18 protein-coding genes are annotated in these 18,065 nt (G+C 70.0%); 11 read left to right on the top strand and 7 right to left on the bottom strand.

The features are described 5' to 3' along the window. The first annotated feature begins 85 nt into the window (after window positions 1-85). Complete coding sequence (locus LX88_RS24345; protein WP_258950122.1) at window positions 86-1,066, top strand: helix-turn-helix transcriptional regulator; 981 nt, start codon at window positions 86-88, stop codon at window positions 1,064-1,066. A gap of 4 nt (window positions 1,067-1,070) precedes the next feature. Here the strand turns inward: LX88_RS24345 and LX88_RS24340 are convergent, their stop codons facing one another. Beyond that, window positions 1,071-1,526: a MarR family winged helix-turn-helix transcriptional regulator gene (locus LX88_RS24340; protein WP_258950121.1), complete on the bottom strand. Its 456-nt coding sequence runs from the start codon at window positions 1,524-1,526 to the stop codon at window positions 1,071-1,073. A gap of 62 nt (window positions 1,527-1,588) precedes the next feature. On the opposite strand from LX88_RS24340, the gene LX88_RS24335 reads away from it, so the two are divergent. Continuing rightward, window positions 1,589-2,650, top strand: a complete 1,062-nt coding sequence (locus tag LX88_RS24335) for an amidohydrolase family protein (protein ID WP_258950120.1) — start codon at window positions 1,589-1,591, stop codon at window positions 2,648-2,650. A 43-nt stretch (window positions 2,651-2,693) separates the two neighbouring features. Here LX88_RS24335 and LX88_RS24330 read toward each other — a convergent pair whose 3' ends face one another. Beyond that, window positions 2,694-3,365 (bottom strand): AIM24 family protein, encoded by a 672-nt coding sequence (locus LX88_RS24330; RefSeq protein WP_090064171.1) that lies wholly within the window; start codon window positions 3,363-3,365, stop codon window positions 2,694-2,696. A 7-nt stretch (window positions 3,366-3,372) separates the two neighbouring features. Further along, on the bottom strand, window positions 3,373-4,767 hold the full coding sequence (locus LX88_RS24325; protein ID WP_258950119.1) for a DUF2867 domain-containing protein: 1,395 nt from the start codon (window positions 4,765-4,767) through the stop codon (window positions 3,373-3,375). Window positions 4,768-4,818: 51 nt separating this feature from the next. On the opposite strand from LX88_RS24325, the gene LX88_RS24320 reads away from it, so the two are divergent. After that, entirely contained in the window at window positions 4,819-6,210 is a 1,392-nt protein-coding gene (locus LX88_RS24320; protein ID WP_258950118.1) for a cryptochrome/photolyase family protein, read from the top strand. A gap of 62 nt (window positions 6,211-6,272) precedes the next feature. On the opposite strand, the gene LX88_RS24315 is transcribed toward LX88_RS24320, so the two are convergent. From LX88_RS24315 to LX88_RS24305, 3 genes are all read right to left on the bottom strand, one after another. Next, window positions 6,273-7,616, bottom strand: coding sequence for a glycoside hydrolase family 10 protein (locus tag LX88_RS24315; protein WP_258950117.1), 1,344 nt, complete (start codon window positions 7,614-7,616; stop codon window positions 6,273-6,275). Window positions 7,617-7,989: 373 nt separating this feature from the next. After that, complete coding sequence (locus LX88_RS24310; protein WP_258950116.1) at window positions 7,990-8,634, bottom strand: dihydrofolate reductase family protein; 645 nt, start codon at window positions 8,632-8,634, stop codon at window positions 7,990-7,992. A gap of 108 nt (window positions 8,635-8,742) precedes the next feature. Beyond that, window positions 8,743-9,702, bottom strand: coding sequence for a zinc-binding dehydrogenase (locus LX88_RS24305; RefSeq protein ID WP_258950115.1), 960 nt, complete (start codon window positions 9,700-9,702; stop codon window positions 8,743-8,745). 49 nt (window positions 9,703-9,751) lie between these two features. Between LX88_RS24305 and LX88_RS24300 the strand changes: the two genes are divergently transcribed. Then, window positions 9,752-10,354, top strand: a complete 603-nt coding sequence (locus LX88_RS24300) for a TetR/AcrR family transcriptional regulator (protein WP_258950114.1) — start codon at window positions 9,752-9,754, stop codon at window positions 10,352-10,354. Window positions 10,355-10,385: 31 nt separating this feature from the next. Here LX88_RS24300 and LX88_RS24295 read toward each other — a convergent pair whose 3' ends face one another. Then, window positions 10,386-10,829 carry a hypothetical protein gene (locus LX88_RS24295; protein WP_258950113.1) on the bottom strand — a complete coding sequence of 148 codons (444 nt, stop codon included), beginning with the start codon at window positions 10,827-10,829 and terminating at the stop codon, window positions 10,386-10,388. Window positions 10,830-11,163: 334 nt separating this feature from the next. Between LX88_RS24295 and LX88_RS24290 the strand changes: the two genes are divergently transcribed. The 7 genes from LX88_RS24290 (at window position 11,164) to LX88_RS24260 (ending at window position 18,051) form a co-directional block, all read left to right on the top strand. Continuing rightward, window positions 11,164-12,009 (top strand): nucleotidyltransferase family protein, encoded by an 846-nt coding sequence (locus LX88_RS24290; protein ID WP_258950112.1) that lies wholly within the window; start codon window positions 11,164-11,166, stop codon window positions 12,007-12,009. Further along, the gene (locus tag LX88_RS24285) at window positions 11,996-12,853 is read left to right on the top strand and encodes a transketolase (RefSeq protein ID WP_258950111.1); all 858 of its coding nucleotides are present in this window, start codon (window positions 11,996-11,998) and stop codon (window positions 12,851-12,853) included. Before LX88_RS24290 ends, LX88_RS24285 begins: the two co-directional genes overlap by 14 nt. Then, window positions 12,850-13,824 (top strand): transketolase family protein, encoded by a 975-nt coding sequence (locus tag LX88_RS24280; protein WP_258950110.1) that lies wholly within the window; start codon window positions 12,850-12,852, stop codon window positions 13,822-13,824. Before LX88_RS24285 ends, LX88_RS24280 begins: the two co-directional genes overlap by 4 nt. Before the next feature lie 175 nt (window positions 13,825-13,999). Then, window positions 14,000-15,016, top strand: coding sequence for a LacI family DNA-binding transcriptional regulator (locus LX88_RS24275; protein WP_258950109.1), 1,017 nt, complete (start codon window positions 14,000-14,002; stop codon window positions 15,014-15,016). A gap of 38 nt (window positions 15,017-15,054) precedes the next feature. Then, complete coding sequence (locus tag LX88_RS24270) at window positions 15,055-16,329, top strand: sugar ABC transporter substrate-binding protein (RefSeq protein WP_258950108.1); 1,275 nt, start codon at window positions 15,055-15,057, stop codon at window positions 16,327-16,329. Then, window positions 16,326-17,222: a carbohydrate ABC transporter permease gene (locus LX88_RS24265; RefSeq protein WP_258950107.1), complete on the top strand. Its 897-nt coding sequence runs from the start codon at window positions 16,326-16,328 to the stop codon at window positions 17,220-17,222. Before LX88_RS24270 ends, LX88_RS24265 begins: the two co-directional genes overlap by 4 nt. 1 nt (window position 17,223) lies before the next feature. Continuing rightward, the gene (locus LX88_RS24260) at window positions 17,224-18,051 is read left to right on the top strand and encodes a carbohydrate ABC transporter permease (protein ID WP_258950106.1); all 828 of its coding nucleotides are present in this window, start codon (window positions 17,224-17,226) and stop codon (window positions 18,049-18,051) included. The last annotated feature ends 14 nt before the right edge of the window (window positions 18,052-18,065 follow it).

The raw sequence follows: 18,065 nt of genomic DNA, 5'->3' as shown, positions 1-18,065 counted from the left end.
GCCGCCGGAGGTCTCCGGCGACAGGAACGACGATGTCAGCGGTAGCGGACAGGGAACGTCCGCTTCTCGTGCCAAACTGAGAACCATGCCGACGGCTTCCTCGACGACCACCTCCGCACGTCTGCTGGCGCTGCTGTCGATGCTGCAGGCACGCCGCGACTGGCCGGGAGGCCTGCTCGCCGAACGCCTGGCCGTCAGCGAACGGACGGTGCGCCGTGACGTCGACAGGCTGCGCGAGCTCGGCTACGTCGTGCACGCGGTCAAGGGCCCTGACGGTGGTTACCGGCTCGAAGCCGGCAGCCAGATGCCGCCCATGCTGTTCGACGAGGAGCAGGCGATCGCGCTCGCCGTGGCGTTGCGGATCGCGGTCAGCGCGGGCGCCGGCATCGAGGAAGCAGCCGCACGTGCCCTGGTGACCGTGCGCCAGGTGATGCCGTCCCGGCTGCGCCGCCGCGTCGACGCGCTGGAGATCACCACGGCAGGCGCAACGACTCCGCAGGTGGACACCGAGGTGCTGCTCACCTTGAGCACCACCATCCGCGGCCGCGAGGAGCTGAGGTTCGACTACCACCCGCCGGGCCGTCCGGACGACGCGGAGCCGCAGCCTCCTCGCCGCGTGCAGCCGCACCACCTCCTCGTCCGAAGTGGACGCTGGTACCTCCTGGGGTGGAGCGGCGAACGGCAGGACTGGCGCACCTACCGCGTGGACCGGATGACGCTCCGCGTGCCCACCGGTCCCCGTTTCACCCGGCGCGAGGTGCCGGGCGGGAACGTCGCGGCGTTCCTGTCCGCCCGGTTCAAGGGTTCCGGCGGCGCCGACGCCTGGCCTTGCCAGGGTGAGGTCGTCCTCGATCTTCCGATGGCCGAGGTGGCGTTGTTCGCGGGAGACGGCACCGCCGAGGAGGTGGCCCCGGGCAGGACGAGGCTGATCGCCGGCTCCTGGTCCTGGGCCGCGCTCGCCGCCCGGCTGGCGCGCTTCGACACCGAGATCGAGGTCGTCGGCCCGCCGGAGCTGCGCGCCGCCTTCGCCGAACTGGCCGGGCGCGCGGCGCGGGCGGCCGGCTGACCGGTCAGGGGGAGAGGTCGCGGTGCACCGGCGAGTCCTCGTCGAGCGCGACGAGGACCTGGTGCAGGAGCTCGGCGGCCTTGTCGATCACCGATCGGCCGACGGGGTGGAGCGCCCGGTCGATCACCTCGGCGACGGCCGCACCGGTCTCTCGCGCGACGCCATGTCCTTGCGGGGTAAGGCGCACGATGCTGCTCCGTGCGTCGGTGCGGTTCGCCTCGCGCGTGATGTGTCCGTCGTTCTCGAGCCTGCGGAGTATGTTGCTGATACCGCCCGTGGTGAGCAGCAGCTGCGAGGCGAGTTCCTGCGGGCGTGCGCCTGCATCACCACACGACGCCAAGGCTCCCAGCACGTCGAGCTCGCTGCGGGAGAGCCCGTGCTTCTTGAGCACCTCGGCGATGTGCCGCTCCAGCAACGTTTGCAGCCTCACGGCGTGCTGGGCGAGAGACAGCGAGGACATGCTCGGATCCTACCAGATTGCTTTCATGATAGCTTTCGTAAAAGCTAATCGAGGGAGGCGCGATGACGACCGCGATCGAGAACGTGCGGGTGTTCGACCGCTCGGCGATGAGCGAGCCCCGGCGGGTGGTGTTCGGGAAGTCGGTCCTCGCGGACGACACCGCTGCGGCCGACATGGTCGTCGACGCGGCGGGAGGCGTGCTGCTGCCAGGTCTGATCGACGCGCACGTGCACACGGTGCGCGGCCGGGCCGATCTTGAGGACCTCGCGCGCTGGGGCGTCACGACGGGACTGGACATGGGCGCCTGGCCGCTCGCGTTCGTCGGCGACGTGCGACGGCAGAAGGGCGTGGCGCAGATCTTGAGCGCGACGATCCCGGCGGTGGGGCCCGGCGGTCACCACGCGAGGATGCCGGGCTTCCCGGCGGAGGGAATCGTGAACAACCCGGACGAGGCGCGGGCGTTCGTGGCACGGCGCGTCGCCGACGGAGCTGACTACATCAAGATCGTCACCGAGGCCGCGCCGCCCGAGGGCATGGACCAGGCGACCGTGAACGCCCTCGTCCGGGCCGCACACGAACACGGCCTGCTCGTCGTCGCGCACTCCGTCACGACAGGCGCGTTCCGCGTCGCCGTGGAGTCCGGTGTGGACGTGAGCACGCACGCGCCGCTCGACGCCGTCCTCGACGACGACACCATCGCGGGAATGCGGGAGATCGGCATGGTGTCGGTGCCGACCCTGACGATGATGGAGGGCACGGCGAACCTGTTCGCCGGCGCCGGTTTCCGCTACGAACACGCGCGGGACACGGTGACCGCGTTCCACGACGCCGGCATCCGGGTGCTGGCCGGGACGGACGCGAACTCGGCGCCCGGAGCGCCGTTCGCCCCGAAGCACGGCGAGTCGCTGCACCACGAGCTCGAGCTCATGGTCGCTGCCGGCCTGACTCGGATCGAGGCACTCGCGAGCGCGACATCGTTGCCCGCGCAGGTCTTCGGCCTCGGTGACCGCGGTGTGATCGCGGCCGGAAAGCGCGCGGACCTGCTCCTGGTCGACGGCGACCCGGCGTCCGGGGGCACGCGGGACATCGCCGGTGTCTGGATCGCCGGAGACCGCGTCCGATGAGCGACGCAGCCGAGAGAGCCTCGGCTGCGTTCACCTCGAAGCACTACTGGGCGGTCGGTACCGGGTGGCCTTCCGACGCCTGCACCACGACGATGCCCTGACCCGACAACGCGAGCTGGTACGCCTCGCCGGAGCCGCGGCCGATGACGGCACCGAGCTTGGCCGTCTTGCGGATCGTGGACTGCAGCGAGGTGGACCACAGGACGGCCGACTGCATGTCGACGAACGTCGGCTGGTCCACGTTCAGCACGACCGGGGTGCCGTAGGCGGTGACGGCCAGCGCCCCGGTACCCGTGAAGGTGGTGTTGAACAGGCCGCCGCTGAGCATCGACGCGCCTTCGGTGCGGTTGATGTCCCACTTGAGCGTGCTGTCGAAGGCGAGCACGTTCTTGCCGTTCACGGTGACGCCCTCGTCCTCCAGGTGCAGCACGAAGATCTCGTCCGCGTCCTGGGCGAGGAAGACGTCGCCGCTGCCCGACACCTTCATCAGCGACATGCCCTCACCGGTGAAGGCCTTCTTGAACAGCTTGCCGAGACCACCGCTGCCCTCGTAGGCGAAGTCGACGTCGCCCTGGTAGGCGACCATCGATCCCTGCTTGGCGAAGAAGAAGCCGCCGCTGCCGGTGAGGTCCACCTTGAGCATGCGTTCGTTCTGCAGTTGGAAGCTTCCGGGCTCGACGGCCCGCTCTTCGTGGTTGAACAGTGAGCTGCGCATGGTCAGATCATGCCGCAGACGCCTTTCGGACGATCCCGCGCGCCATGGTGGCGAACACGACGTCGTGCAAGGGCTTCTGCGCCACCCAGTACAGCTGGCCGAGCAGCCCGTCGGCGGTGAACGTGATCTTCTGCCGGTAGCGCGTGCGGCCGCCCTCGCGATCGACGCGCATGTCGAGCAGCGTGCGGCCGGGCATCTTCATGTCCGCCCGCAACACCAGCTGCCTCGCCTCGTCGTCGCGGTGCACGACGGTCCAGAAGTCGACCACGTCGCCTTCGCCGACCTCCGGTGCCCGGCCGCGGTACAGCCCGATGCCGCCGAGCAGGTGGTCGATCGCGCCCCGGACCGTCCACACGAGAGGGATGGTGTGCCAGCCGTCCTTGCCGCCCAACGTGTTCACGGTGCGCCAGACGTCCTCCGGTGAGGCCTCGGTCAGCACCGTGCGTTCCTCGGTGAACACCTCGCCGCCGTCCTGCTCGGCCTCCGGGGTGGTCGCGGCACGGATGGCGTTGTCGACGCTGGTCATGCCACCGGGCGGCGCGGGCAGCACGTCGGTGGCGAGTGGACCGTCCGCCGCGAGGTCGTGCTCCAGCGACGCGAACAACGGTTCCGCGACCGCCGCGCGCACCGGGGTCACCAGTCCGGCGACCTGTGCGGCGAGCTTGTGCGACCACAACGGGGCGGGCACGGGCAGCCGGACCGGGAGCCGCAGCACCCGCGCGCACCGCTGCACCAGTTCCAGGTAGCTGAGCCGCTCCGGGCCGGGCACGTCGAACACGCCGTCAACAGGTTTCGGAAGATCCGCGGCGGCCACCAGGAGGTGCACGACGTCGGCGACCGCGACCGGCCTGCTGGTGTTGTGGATCCACGACGGCGCCGGCACCCACGGCGTGAGCCGCGCGGACGACCGCAGCAGCTCGAAGCTCGCCGAACCGGCACCGATGATCATCGACGCCTGCAGCACGAGTGCGGGCACCCGTCCCGCGGTCAGGACGTCACCGACCTCGGCCCGCGAGGCGAGGTGCGCGGACAGGCCGGGGGAGCCGGGGCGTGGTCCGCCGACGTAGACGATCTGCCGCACCGCCGCGTCCGCCGCCGCCTCGGCCAGCACGGCGGCGGCATCGGCGTCGACACCGGCGAAGTCGGGCCGTTCCAGCGAGTGCACGAGGAAGTACACGATGTCGTTGCCCGCCAACGCCTCCCGGACGGCATGCGGGTCCGTGGCGTCGCCGGTGTGCACCATCACCCTCGTGGCGAACCGCGCCGCCTGCGCACTGTCGCGCACCAGCACGGCCACCTGGTGGCCGTGCCGGAGCAGTTCGGGCACGAGGCGCGACCCGAGGTGCCCGGTCGCGCCCATCACGAGGCACCTCGTCGGTCGCCCGTCTTCGTCGGTCGTCACCCGCATCACGTGCCCGTTCCCGGGCGAACGCAACCGTCCACCCACGAACGAATGACGACGCGGTTGCCGAACCGGGCCGCCGGGTACCGCTCACCGGTGACGACGTCGATCGCCCTGTTCACCCGTGACCTGCGGGTCCACGACAACCCGGTGCTGCACGCCGCGACCGCCGCGGACCGGTGCATCCCGCTGTTCGTGCTCGACGACGCGATCGTCTCGTCGGCGTTCTTCAACGCCAACCGCGCCGCGTTCCTGTCCGACTGCCTCGCCGACCTGGACCGCTCGCTGCGCGAACGTGGCGGCGAACTGGTCGTGCGCCGGGGAAAGCTCGTCGACGAGATCACCAGGGTCGTGCGAGCCCACGACGTCACCGAGATCCACGTCGCCGCCGACGTCAGCAGGTACGCCCGCCGCCGGGAGGAGGCCCTGGAGACGCTGGGGGCCGACCTGCACGTGCACGACCAGTCGATCAACGCCGTCCCGCCGCTGTCGCTCACCCCGTCCGGCGGTGGCGACCACTTCGCGGTGTTCACCCCGTACTTCCGCAGGTGGGAGACCGTGCACCGGCGCGGTGTCCTGCGCGCGCCGGGGCGGCTGACCGTGCCCGAGATCAGCGGTGAGCCGCCGGGCCGGCTCCACCACGGCACCCCGTCACCGGAGCTGGCCGCGGGCGGCGAAACCGTGGGACGCAGGCTGATGGCGGACTGGGTGCGCACCGGCGTGGAGGACTACGCCGACCTGCACGACGCCTTGGCCGACGACGCGACCTCGCACCTGTCCCCGCACCTGCACTTCGGCACGGTGTCGGTGACCGAACTGCTGGAGCGCACCGGCACCGCGTCCGAGGGCGCCCAGGCCTACACCCGTCAGCTCGCGTGGCGCGACTTCCACCACCAGGTGCTGGCCGCCCGCCCCGACTCGGCCACGAAGGACTACCGCACCCGCGACGACCAGTGGCGCCGCTCGGACGACGACTTCGAAGCGTGGAGGGACGGCCGCACCGGCTATCCGATCGTGGACGCGGCGATGCGCCAGCTCGACCGGGAGGGCTGGATGCACAACCGGGCCCGCCTGGTCGTGGCGAGCTTCCTCTGCAAGACGCTGTACCTGGACTGGAGGCGCGGTGCCCAGCACTTCGTCGACCTGCTGGTGGACTGCGACCTCGCGAACAACCAGATGAACTGGCAGTGGGTGGCGGGCACGGGCACCGACACCCGCCCGAACCGCGTGCACAACCCGCTGGCGCAGGCCCGCCGCTACGACCCGGACGGCACCTACGTCAAGCGCTACCTGCCCGAACTGGCCGATCTGGCCCCGCAGCACGTCCACGAACCGTGGACGCTGCCCGAGGAGGAACGGAAGGCGCTCGACTACCCGGCGCCCATCGTGGACCTGCGCGAAGCAGCGGACAGGTTCGCGGCAGCGCGTTCCCGCAAGCGCTGAGCGCCGTACCGGCACGGGCCCGCTCGCGTGGGCCCGTGCCGGTACGTTCTCCGGAGCCGTCGTCAGGCGACGCGGCAGGAGACGCTGGGCCAGTTCCAGTTACCGCCGTGCATGACGGTGAAGCCGAAACTGTTGCCGCTGCCGTTGGGACGTGCGGTCATCACGTTCGCGGACTCCCAGCTGGCGCTGGTGTTCCAGGTGGCGGTGATCCGCTGGGGTGAGCTCACCGTGACCGTGACGATCCAGTTGTCCGAGCCCGAGACGGTGACCTGGCCGTTGAAGCGGTCGCTCCACTTCTCGCCCTCGGAGTACGTCGCGGTGCAACCCCCGCCGCCGGGGTTGGACGTCGTGGTCGTGGTGCTGGTGGGCGGAGTGGTGGTGCCCGTGCCGGCGTTCAGGGCGCTGAGCACCGAGTTGTACGCGGCCTTCTTGTTGCCGCTGCCGTCGAACAGCAGCGGGGTGCCGGACGCGCGCCAGGAGTCGGTGTCGCGGATGCCCCACACGGTGATGCCGGTGCACCGCGCCACGGCGAGACACGCCTGCGTGACGCCCTGGTACTGCTGGGCCTGGCTGCTGCCGGAGCCTTCGATGTCGAGCTCGGTGATCTGCACATCGACGCCGAGAGCGGCGAAGTTCTGCAGGGTGGTGTGGTAGTTGGACGGCACCGGGTTGCCGCTGTTGAAGTGCGCCTGGAAGCCGACGCAGTCGATCGGCACGCCGCGGGACTTGAAGTCCTGCACCATCCGGTACACACCCTGGGTCTTGGCGTGCGACCAGTTGTCCGTGTTGTAGTCGTTGTAGCAGAGCTTCGCGCCGGGATCGGCGGCCCGTGCCGCGCGGAAGGCGGCCTCGATCCAGTCGTTGCCGGTGCGCTGCAGGTTGGAGTCACGACGCCCGCCGCCGCTGCCGTCGGCGTACGCCTCGTTCACCACGTCCCAGGCGTAGATCTTGCCCCGGTAGTAGGTCGCGACCTGCGTGACGTGGTTCAGCATCGCGTTGCGCAGAGCGGTACCGGACATGTTCTGCATCCAGCCGGGCTGCTGCGAGTGCCACGCCAGTGCGTGCCCGCGCACCCGCTTGCCCTGGTTGCGCGCCTGGTTCACGATCCGGTCGGCGTTGCCGTAGCTGAACTGCCCCTGGTTCGGCTCAGTGGCGTCCATCTTCATCTCGTTCTCGGCCGTGACCATGTCGAACTCGCGGTTGAGGATCCCGGTGTAGGTCGAGTCCCCGAGCTTGTTCGCGGCCACGGCCGTACCGAAGTAGCGGCCGCTCTGCTGGGCCGCCGCGGCGAGCGTGGAGGCGGCGCCACTGGCGGGGGACGCCGAAAGGAGCGCGGCGCCCGCCGCGGCGAGGACGAGGGTGGACACGAGGGAAACCCGTGCTACTGACTTCACTGTCAGCGTCATGTATCGGCGCTTTCTGAGAAGCACCCGCGAGAACGCGAGTGGAATGGTTCGGGCGGTGCGGACTGCGCCATGCCCACATCGCTCGACTGAAACGCTGACCAGTATTAGCCGATGCCGGTCGACCCATCAAGGCGTGCGTCTCGGCCTGTCGTCGCAGCGGTTCTGAGCTGGACGATCATCGGTGGTGAAGTGAATGCCTTTTCGAATGCCCGTCGAATGCCCAGGTGAGACCACCTGTTCGCCGGACGGAATTAGGTGCGGTTTCGCGCGTTGTGCGGGGGGTTTCGCAGCCAATTGTGTTAAAGTTTCGAAACAAGTTTCGAAACGTGGAGCCGCGCCACTTGTCGGGCCCGGCTCCGCCGTCTGCTCCAGATCACTTCCGCCAGAACAGGTGGTGGGTCACGCCGCTCGAACTCGGCACGACGTCGAGGTGGAACCGGTCGAGCAGTTCGTCCGGCGACTTCCACAGCGGCACGCCGTGCCCGAGCTCGACCGGGGACACCGCGACGTGCAGGGTGTCGATCAGGTCGGCGTCGAGGAACGCCCGGATCGTGGTGGCGCCGCCGCCGATCCGGACGTCCTTGCCCCGCGCGGCCTCCTTCGCGAGCTCGAGCACGCCGGCCGGGTCACCGCTCACGAAGCGGAACGTCGTGCCGGACAGCGTGAACGACGGCCGCTCGTGGTGCGTCAGCACGAAGACCGGGGTGTGGAACGGCGGTTCGTCGCCCCACCAGCCCTGCCAGTCGTGGTTCTCCCACGGTCCGCGGTGCGGGCTGAACTTGTTGGCGCCCATGATCTCCGCACCGATGTTGTGCGCGAAGTCGCGGGTGAGGTAGTCGTCGAGTCCGCGGCTGCCGCCGGGATCGGTGCGGTTGGGCCAGCTCGCGGTGGCGCCCGCCCACGCGAACATCGTGCCGGGGTCGGCGTGGCCGAACGGCCTTTCGAGGGTCTGGTTCTCGCCGGCACCGAACCCGTCGCTCGACACGACGAAGTTCTGGACCTTCACCAGCTGGGTCATGGGCTTCCTTCCGTTCCTGGGTCGATGGTCAGACCACGGAGGCCGCGTGAACTCATCGGTCTCGGCCGGGGAAGCGTGTCACGAGGTGCGGAGCTCGCCTGGCACTCGTCACGGGAGCAGCACGATCCTGCCGAACACCTCGCCCGCGTCCATCTTCCGGTGGGCGAGCGCGGCCTTCTCCAACGGCAACCGCTCGTGCACCACGGCACTCAACTCACCGCGGGTGACGGCCGCGAACTGTGCGGCTGTCACCGCGCGTTTGTCGGACTCAGACACCGTGTTGGCGCTGAAGGTGGCGAACGACAACGACTTCTGGAACATCGCCACGATCCGCGTGCCGAAGTCGTCCGGCGGCTGGCCCCCGACCGCGCCGACCACGACCATGCGCCCGTTCGGCTCGAGCCTGTCGAAGAACGACGGCAGGTCCCCGCCCGCCACGACGTCGATGATGACGTCGTAGGCGGCGGGGGAGTCGTGCCCGGCGCCGGAGCGGTCCAGCACGTGGGTCGCGCCCAGTGCGCGAAGCCGGTCGCCGCGTTCGGCGGACGACGCGGTGACGGCCACCGCGCCCGCACCGCCCTGCGCGGCGAGCTGAACCGTCATGATGCCAAGGCTTCCTGACGCGCCCCGCACCAGCACGGACTCGCCGGGAGCGAAGCGGGCGTGCGCAAGTCCGAAGTGCGCCACCAACCCGGCGCTCCCGAGCGCCACGGCATCGGCGGCGGACAGGTCCGCGGGAAGAGCGACGACCTCCTCCGCCGCGGCCACCGCGTGCTCGACGTAACCACCGCCGAGACCGGTGTGCGCCCACACCCGCCGGCCGACCCACGACGTGTCCACACCGTCGCCCACCGCCGTCACCGTGCCCGCGACCTCGCTGCCGAGGACATGGCCTTCCCGGAATCCGTACGCGGCGAGGTCGCCGCGCCGGATCACGACGTCGACCCCGCCCACGCCGGTCGCCTCGACCTCGACCAGCACCTGCCCCTTCGCGGGGCTCGGCGTCGCGAGGTCGACGACCTCCATGCCCTCGGGGCCACCGAACTCCCGCACCACAACAGCTCTCATGGCGCCGAAGCTAAACGGACGCACCCGTCCGTTTGGCTAAAGTGAGAGCATGGCCGGCCATTTGTCTCAGAAGGCGCGTTCCGACGCCCGCTACAACCGCGACCACATCCTGGACGTGGCCCGCGAGGTGTTCGCCACCGAGAGCCTGAACGTGCCCATGCGCGAGGTGGCCCGGCGCGCCGGAGTCGGCCCCGCCACCCTGTACCGCCACTTCCCGACCAAGGAGGCGCTGGCCACGGAGGCGTTCTCCGACCAGATGCAGGCGTGCGACGTCATCGTGGCGGATGGGCTGGCGGACCCCGATCCGTGGCGCGGCTTCCGCTCGGTGATCGAGAGGATCTGCGAGGTGCACGCCCGCGACCGCGGTGTCACCGCGGCCTTCACGGCGAACTTCCCCCACGCGATCGACTTCGCGGGACACAGGGAACGCACGCTCGCCTCGATCGCGGAACTCGCCCGGCGCGCCAAGCGAGCCGGCCGGTTGCGCCCGGACTTCGTGCTGGACGACCTGATCCTGGTCCTCATGGCCAACGGCGGCATCCACGCCACCTCGGAGACCACCCGAGTCGCCGCCTCCCGGCGCTTCGCAGCACTGGTGATCCAGGCGTTCCAGGCCTCGCCCGGCCACACCCCGCTGCCGGCGCTCGGGTAGTCCCGTGCTTCACCCGGCCGCGTGATCCGGGCTACTCGGGCTCGATGACCAGCAGCCGGAACGTAGTCGACGGAGACTCGCGCCCGCACGTCTGCACCATGTGCCAGGCCAGGTTGCCGGGACCGTTGTCGGCCTGAGGCAACCGCTGCCTGCTGATGCCGAGAACACCGTCGGGACTCTCCTCGAGGACCTCCGGCGTGCCGACGAGCACCGCGATGCCGAACGCCAGCACGTCGGCGCGCAGGTCGTCGTCCAGGTCGTCGGTGAGCCCGATCTTGCACTGCGGCTGGCCGTTCGCGCCGGCGCCGACGCCGACCAGGCCCGCGAGGCCCGCGCTGTGCGCCACGGGCACCTCGAACACGCGGATGTCCGTGCCCATCGCCAGCGCCATCAGTCTGGCCGTCGGCGTGGTGAGGAGCGGGTCGTTGATGGCGGCGCCGCCACTGCCTGCGGGGTCGTTCCTGCGCTGGCCCATGATGCGTCAGATCGTACTGCGGACCACGCCACCCCATCGGGTGATCGTTCAGCGCCTCGTCAGCCGGTAGCGGCCGTCCAACCACCAAGTCGACGCGAACCCTTCAACACGGGACGCGGTGCTTCGAACTGCAGCACCGCCGCCCCGCCACCAAGGCGTTGACGGTGGTGAACCGCACGACGTCCTCGGTGAGCAGCCCGCGAAACCCCGCTCCAGGTGGCCGCGCAGTTCAGCGGCCACCGAAACCCCACACCGTGTCCCACAATCCACATTGGACTCGAATACGCGTTGGCGTGATCCGGTAGCCTCGTCCTGTGTGCAACCTGGGGGTGGCATGGACAACGCTGACCTGCGGCGCGTCCTCGACCGGATCAGCGACGGTCTCGCGGGCGTACCGGGAGTGACCGGCCTGGCGCTGGGCGGATCCCGCGCCAGTGGCACGGCCGGCCCGAACTCGGACATCGATGTAGGCCTGTACTACGACCCGGCCCACCGAGTCGACTTCGACACCCTGCTGGGCGTCATGGCGGAACTGGACGACCGCGGTGCCGTGGACGGCTTCGGCCGGTACGGCGAGTGGGGGCCGTGGATCAACGGCGGCGTGTGGCTGCGGATGGCGGACACGAAGGTCGACGTCCTGCTGCGCGACGTGGCCAAGACCCGTGAGGTGCTCGGCGACTGTGCCTCTGGGCGGATCGGCATCCACTACCAGATCGGTCATCCGCACGGGTTCTGCACCGCGATCTACGCGGGCGAGGTGTTCCAGAACGTGCCGTTCCACGACCCGGACGGCGTGCTGGCCGGGTTGCGCTCGCTGGTCGACCCGTACCCGGAGCGGTTGCGGGCGGCGGTGATCGAGAGGTTCGGCTGGGAGTCAGGTTTCTCGTTGTCCACCGCGAAGTCCGCGGCCGAGCGCGGTGACGTCGCGTACGTGACGGGCTGCGCGTTCCGGACTGTCTCGTGTCTCACGCAGGTCGTCTTCGCCGCCGAAGGCCGGTACCTCACGAACGAGAAGGGCTCGGTGGCCATGGCGGACGGGTTCGCGGCGGCGCCCGCGGGATACGCCGAACGGGTCGGGAACGCGCTGGCGGCGCTGACGCAGTCGCCGCAAGTTCTGGGATCGGCTCTGGAGCAGTTGCGGGCGCTGCACGACGACGTGCTCCGCCATGACCACCGGTGACGGCGTGCGAGCCGATGTCGGGCTCGCGGTCCGGGCCGCGGAGTACCGGCTGGACGTCCTCGACCTGATCCGTTCGGCGGGTGGCGGGCACACGGCAGGCAGTCTGTCCTTTGTGGACATTCTGACGGTGTTGTACGAACGGGTTCTGCGCATCTCGCCGGAGACCCTGCGGCACCCGGAACGGGACAGGTACGTGCAGAGCAAGGGCCACGCGGTGGAGGCGCTGTACGTGGTTCTCGCGGGAGCCGGGCTGCTCGACCGCGCCCTGCTGGACACCTACCTGAGGTTCGGCACGAAGCTGGTCGGCCACGCCACCAGTTCCGTGCCGGGCATCGAGCAGTCCACGGGGGCGCTGGGGCACGGGTTGTCCATCGGCGTCGGCATGGCGATCGCGGGACGGCAGAACGGGTTCCGCTACCGCGTGTTCGTGCTGCTGGGGGACGGCGAGCTCGCGGAGGGGTCGGTGTGGGAGGCCGCGATGTCCGCGGCGCACCACGGTCTGGGCAACCTGGTGGCGATCGTCGACCGCAACCGCCAGCAGATCGCGGGCCCGACCGCGGAGATCATGAACTCCGAGCCGCTGGCGGAGAAGTTCGCCGCCTTCGGCTGGACGGTGCACGAGATCGACGGGCACGACCTCGTCCAGATCGAGCGCACCCTGTCCTCCGCGCCCGCGGTGCCCGGCCGCCCGACGGTGGTGCTGGCGGACACCGTCAAGGGCAGCGGCATCTCCTTCATGGAGCACGACATCCGCTGGCACCACAGGGTGCCGGACGACGAGGAGTACGCCATCGCGCGCCGCGACGTCGAGAACCGCGTCGCGGAACTGAGGAGCCGGGCATGAGCCGGCACACCGCCGGGCCGGGGCTCGCGAACCTCGAGGTGCTCGACGCGACCCTGCGCGACCTCGCGCGGTCCGATCCGGCCATCCGGGTGCTCACGGCGGACTCGCGCGTCTCCGGCAGGCTCGGGCCGTTCGCCCGGGAGTTCCCGGACCGGGTGGTGGAGCTCGGGATCGCCGAGCAGAACCTGGTCGGCGTGGCCGCCGGGCTCGCGTCGTGCGGGATGAAGCCGTTCGTGGTCTCGCCCGCCTGCTTCCTGACTGCCAGGGCGCTCGAGCAGATCAAGGTCGACGTGGGCTACAGCGGCAACGCCGTGCGGCTCGTCGGGATCAGCGCGGGGATCAGCTACGGCGCGCTCGGTGCCTCGCACCACTCGATCGCCGACTTCGCGGCCCTGCGCGCGATCCCCGGCATCCCCGTCGTGGCGCCCGCCGACAACTGCGAGGCAGAGGCGGCCATCCGGCTGGCGGCGGCGACCGACGGTCCCCTGTACGTTCGGCTCGGGAAACGCGCCTTGGCGTGCGTGCACGAATCCGGCCCCGTGGCGATCGAACGCGCCACCAGGCTGCGGACCGGGGACGACATCGGCATCATCGCGACCGGCGAGACCGTGGGCATCGCCCTCGGCGCGGCGACGGCGCTGGCGCTCGGCGGCGTCGAGACGACGGTCGTCAGCATGCCGATGGTGCGGCCGCTCGACACGGCGACGCTGTTCGACGTCGCGCGGCGCGTTCGCGGGCTGGTGGTGACAGAGGAGCACAGCGTCCACGGAGGCCTCGGCGAGGCGTGTGCCGCGGTGCTCATGACCGAGGGGATTCCGGTGCGGTTCCGCGCGCTCGGCATCCCGGACGAGCCCATCGTCAACGGTCCGCAACTGGATGTCCTGGCGCACTACGGCATCGGCACCGACCAGCTCGCCGCACTGGCGCGCGGACTGCTCGACAGAAATCCGCCGCGTTCAAGCGTGCTCTGACCTGCACGTTCGTCTAGTCAGGGTGCGGCGGCCGCAGCGGTCGGCCCTTGTGTCATCCATCCGCTCGTGCCTATATTTGCCGAAACAGGAGAATGTAAGCGCTTACATCACAAAGAGTGATATGTAAGCGCTTACATGAACCAGTCGGTGACGAACAGGGCGGCGAGCAGCACAGATGGGAAAGCCAGCCTCACCCGAGGCCAAGCCGGGAGCGACGATCTACTCGGTCGCCGAGCACGCCGGTGTCAGCATCGCCACCGTGTCGCGGGTGCTGCAGGGCGCGGCGGTCGTCGCCGAGGCCACCCGGCAGAAGGTGCTCACCGCCGTGGACGAGCTCGGCTACACGCCGCTCGGCGCCGCCCGCAGCCTCGCGGTGCGGCACCACGAGGCGCACGGACTCGTGCTGCCGGAGCTGTCCGGGCCGTACTACGCCGAGCTGCTCATGGGTTTCGAGGCACGAGCCGCCGAGCTCGACCAATCCGTCGTGCTCGTGCTCACCGGCAGCCGGACCGACATGGTCGCGGCGGTGCGGCAGCTCGCGACCAGGGTCGACGCCATCGCGGTGTTCGGATCGGCGGCGATCCCGGCCGATGTGGTGCGGATGCTGCGCGCCAAGAAGCCGGTCGTCGTCATCGCGGGCGAGCCGCACGACGGCATCGAGGCGGTCGCGGCGGAGAACCTCGGCAGCGCGCGGGAACTGGCCGGGCACGTGCTGGACCACGGGCGGCGGCGGGTGCTGTTCGTCGGTGACCCGGACAGCGGGCCCGACGTCCGCAACCGGCACGCCGGCTACGTCGCCGCGCACCGGGACCGCGGGCTCGACGCGGCGGAACCGGTCCGGGTCGCGCTGAGCGAGGCCGACGGTGCCGCGTTCGCACAGCGGTTGCTCGCGGGGGAGCACGAGGCGGACGCCCTGATGTGCGCCAACGACGAGCTCGCGTTGTCGATCATGACCGCGCTGCAGGACGCCGGCAGGGACGTGCCGGGCGACATCGCGGTGGTCGGCTGGGACGACGTCATGACCTCGCGGTACGTGCGGCCCGGGCTCACGACCGTGCGTCAGCCCGTGCACGAACTGGGTGCGCTCGCCGCGAGCCGCCTGCACGAACTCGTGAGCGGCGAGCCGCCGCGGGAGGACGCGCAGACGCTGCCGACGCAGCTCGTCGTGCGCACCTCGTGCGGCTGCGCCTGATCACTCCGAAGACGAAGGCCGAGAGGAAGCGAGAAGCAATGGCGCGCAGGACTTCCAAGACACTCGCGGGGGTGTCAGCCCTGGTGCTGGTCCTCGCCGCCTGTGGGCGCGGTGACGACCAGGCCGGTGGCCAGGCGGGCACCGGCGTCGCGCAGGGCCCGGCGACCGGCACGATCACCGTCTGGGCCATGGGCGCGGAGGGGGAGAAGCTCCCGGCGCTCGCGGAGGAGTTCGAGAAGGCCAACCCCGGCGTCGACGTCCAGGTGACCGCGATCCCGTGGGACGCCGCCCACAACAAGTTCACCTCGGCCATCGCCGCGGGCCAGGTGCCCGACGCGGCCATGGTGGGGTCGACGTGGATGGGTGAGTTCGCGGGCATGGGCGCACTCGACCCGACGCCGTCCTCGATCGACAAGGGCTCGTTCTTCGACGGCGCCCAGCGCACGACCGAAGTGGACGGAACGTCCTACGGGATTCCCTGGTACGTCGAGACGCGGCTGCTCTACTACCGCAAGGACCTCGCCAAGACCGCCGGGTACGAGACGCCGCCGAAGGACTGGCCGGGCCTGAAGGAGATGGCGAAGGCCATGCAGGCCAAGGCCGGCGCCAAGTGGGGCATCGGACTACAGCCCGGTGGCACCGGGTCGTGGCAGTCGTTGCTGCCCTTCGCGTGGTCGAACGGCGCCTCGCTGACCAAGGACGGCGGCGCCGCCTACAACTTCGACAGCCCCGAGATGCGCGAGACGCTGGAGTACTACGGATCGTTCTTCGCCGAGGGAATCGCGGACAAGGAAGCGCCCGCGCAGCCCACGACCGAGCCGGACTTCGCCAGCGGGCGCGTGCCGATGTTCATCTCCGGCCCGTGGATGATGTCCGCGGTCGAGAAGGTCGGCGGCGAGGGCTTCAAGGACAAGTACGACGTCATGCCGATGCCGACGAAGAAGACCTCGTCGAGCTTCGTCGGCGGCTCGGACTTCGTCGTGTTCAAGGAGACGAAGAACCGCGACTCCGCCTGGAAGTTCGTCCAGTGGCTGGCGAACCCGCAGACGCAGGTGAAGTGGTACCAGCGGTCGACGGACCTGCCGTCGGTCAAGAGCGCCTGGCAGGACCCGGCGCTCACCGCCGACACCAAGCTCGCGACGTTCGGCAGGCAGCTCGACACGGCGCAGTCGCCGCCGACCTTCGCCACGTGGGAGCAGGCGATCACCGCACTCGACACGGAGGTCGAGAAGGTGGCTCGCTCGGGCGCCGACGCGGCCGGTGCGCTCAAGGCCGCCCAGTCCGCCGCGGACTCCATCGGTACCGGCAAGTGAGCTCGCCCGTCGCGGTACGCCGCCGTGGAGTCGAACGGGCGGCGTGGTTCCTCGTCCTCCCGTTCTGCCTGCTGTTCGGGGTCTTCACGGCGTGGCCGGTGCTCCAGTCGCTCTTCATGAGCTTCACCGACACCCGGAACCGGGACCTGCGCTCGCCGTTCGCGGTGGAGTTCGTCGGGCTGGAGAACTACGTCAAGGCGTTCGCCGACCCGCTGTTCCGCACGGCGGCGGCGAACACCGCGTACTTCGTGCTGGTCGGCGTGCCGCTGACGCTGGTCATCGCGCTCACCGCGGCGGTGGTGCTGGACAAGGGGATCACGCGGTTCCGCGCGTTCTTCCGGCTGGGCTTCTACACCCCGGTGATCACCTCGATCGTCGCGGTCGCCGTGGTGTGGAGGTTCCTGCTGCAGGACGAGTTCGGGCTGATCAACACCGTGCTCGGCTGGGCCGGTGTCGAGGGCCCGAACTGGCTCGGCGACCCGGACTGGTCGATGCCCGCGCTGATCCTCATGGCCGCGTGGCGCAACTTCGGCACCGCGATGATCATCTTCCTGGCCGGGCTGCAGGCCGTTCCGCCGTCACTGCACGAGGCGGCGTCCATCGACGGCGCCGGTCCGGTGCGGCGGTTCCGTTACATCACGCTGCCGTTGCTGCGCCCGACGCTGCTGTTCGTCTCGGTGACGACGGCGATCGGCTACCTGCAGTTCTTCGAGGAGCCGTACGTGATGACCAACGGCGGTCCGCTCAACTCGACGATCTCCGCGTCGATGTACACCTACCGGCAGTTCGGGTTCGGCAACTACGGCTACGCCTCCGCCATGAGCTACCTGATCTTCGTCGTCATCGCGGTCGTCACGTTCCTGCAGTTCCGGCTGTTGCGCGAGAGGGGATGACATGACCGCAAGCCGCACGAAGAACCGTTGGTGGATCTACGTTCCGCTCACGGTCGCGTTCGTCGCCGTCGTCTCGCCGTTCGCCTGGATGGTCCTCGGCAGCTTCAAGGGCGAGGGCGAGATCCGGGCCAACCCGCCGACGTGGCTGCCCGAGGCCGCCTCGCTGGACAACTACACGCAGCTGTTCGCCCGCCTGCAGTTCGGGACGTACTTCCTCAACTCGGCGATCGTGGCCGTGCTGGTGACCGCCGGCAACCTGATCTTCTGCTCGATGGTCGGCTACGCACTGGCGATGCTGGAGTTCCGGGGCAAGCGGGCGCTCTTCGTGGTCGTCATGGCGACCCTGATGATCCCCGGTGTGGTCACGTTCGTGCCGCTGTACGTCCTCGTCGTCAACGCGGGCCTCGCTAACTCGCTGCCCGCGCTGATCCTGCCGTTCCTCGTCTCGCCGTTCGGCGTCTTCCTGATGCGCCAGTACATCGTCGGTCTGCCGAAGGAGCTGCTCGACGCCGGACGGGTGGACGGCGCCGGCGAGGTCCGCATCTTCGCCGGGATCATCCTGCCGCTGTGCGGCCCGGCGCTCGCCACGCTCGGCATCCTCACGTTCCTGGGAAGCTGGAACAACTTCCTGTGGCCGCTGGTGGTGGCGCAGCAGGAGAGCGAGTACACGCTCCCGGTCGCGCTCGCCCTCTACTCGACCGGCCAGAACTCGATCCAGTACGGCCTGCTGCTCGCCGGGGCCACGATCGTCGTCGTCCCGGTCCTGCTCGTGTTCCTCGTCTTCCAGCGGCGCTTCATCGAAGGCATCGCGACCACCGGCATCAAGTGAGAAGTCCGAAGGGG

It is taken from the genome of Lentzea californiensis (genome assembly GCF_024648825.1).
GTDB lineage: Bacteria > Actinomycetota > Actinomycetes > Mycobacteriales > Pseudonocardiaceae > Lentzea > Lentzea californiensis.
The sequence above is the reverse complement of the archived record's forward strand: the minus strand, read 5'-3'. Positions and strand labels throughout refer to the sequence as shown.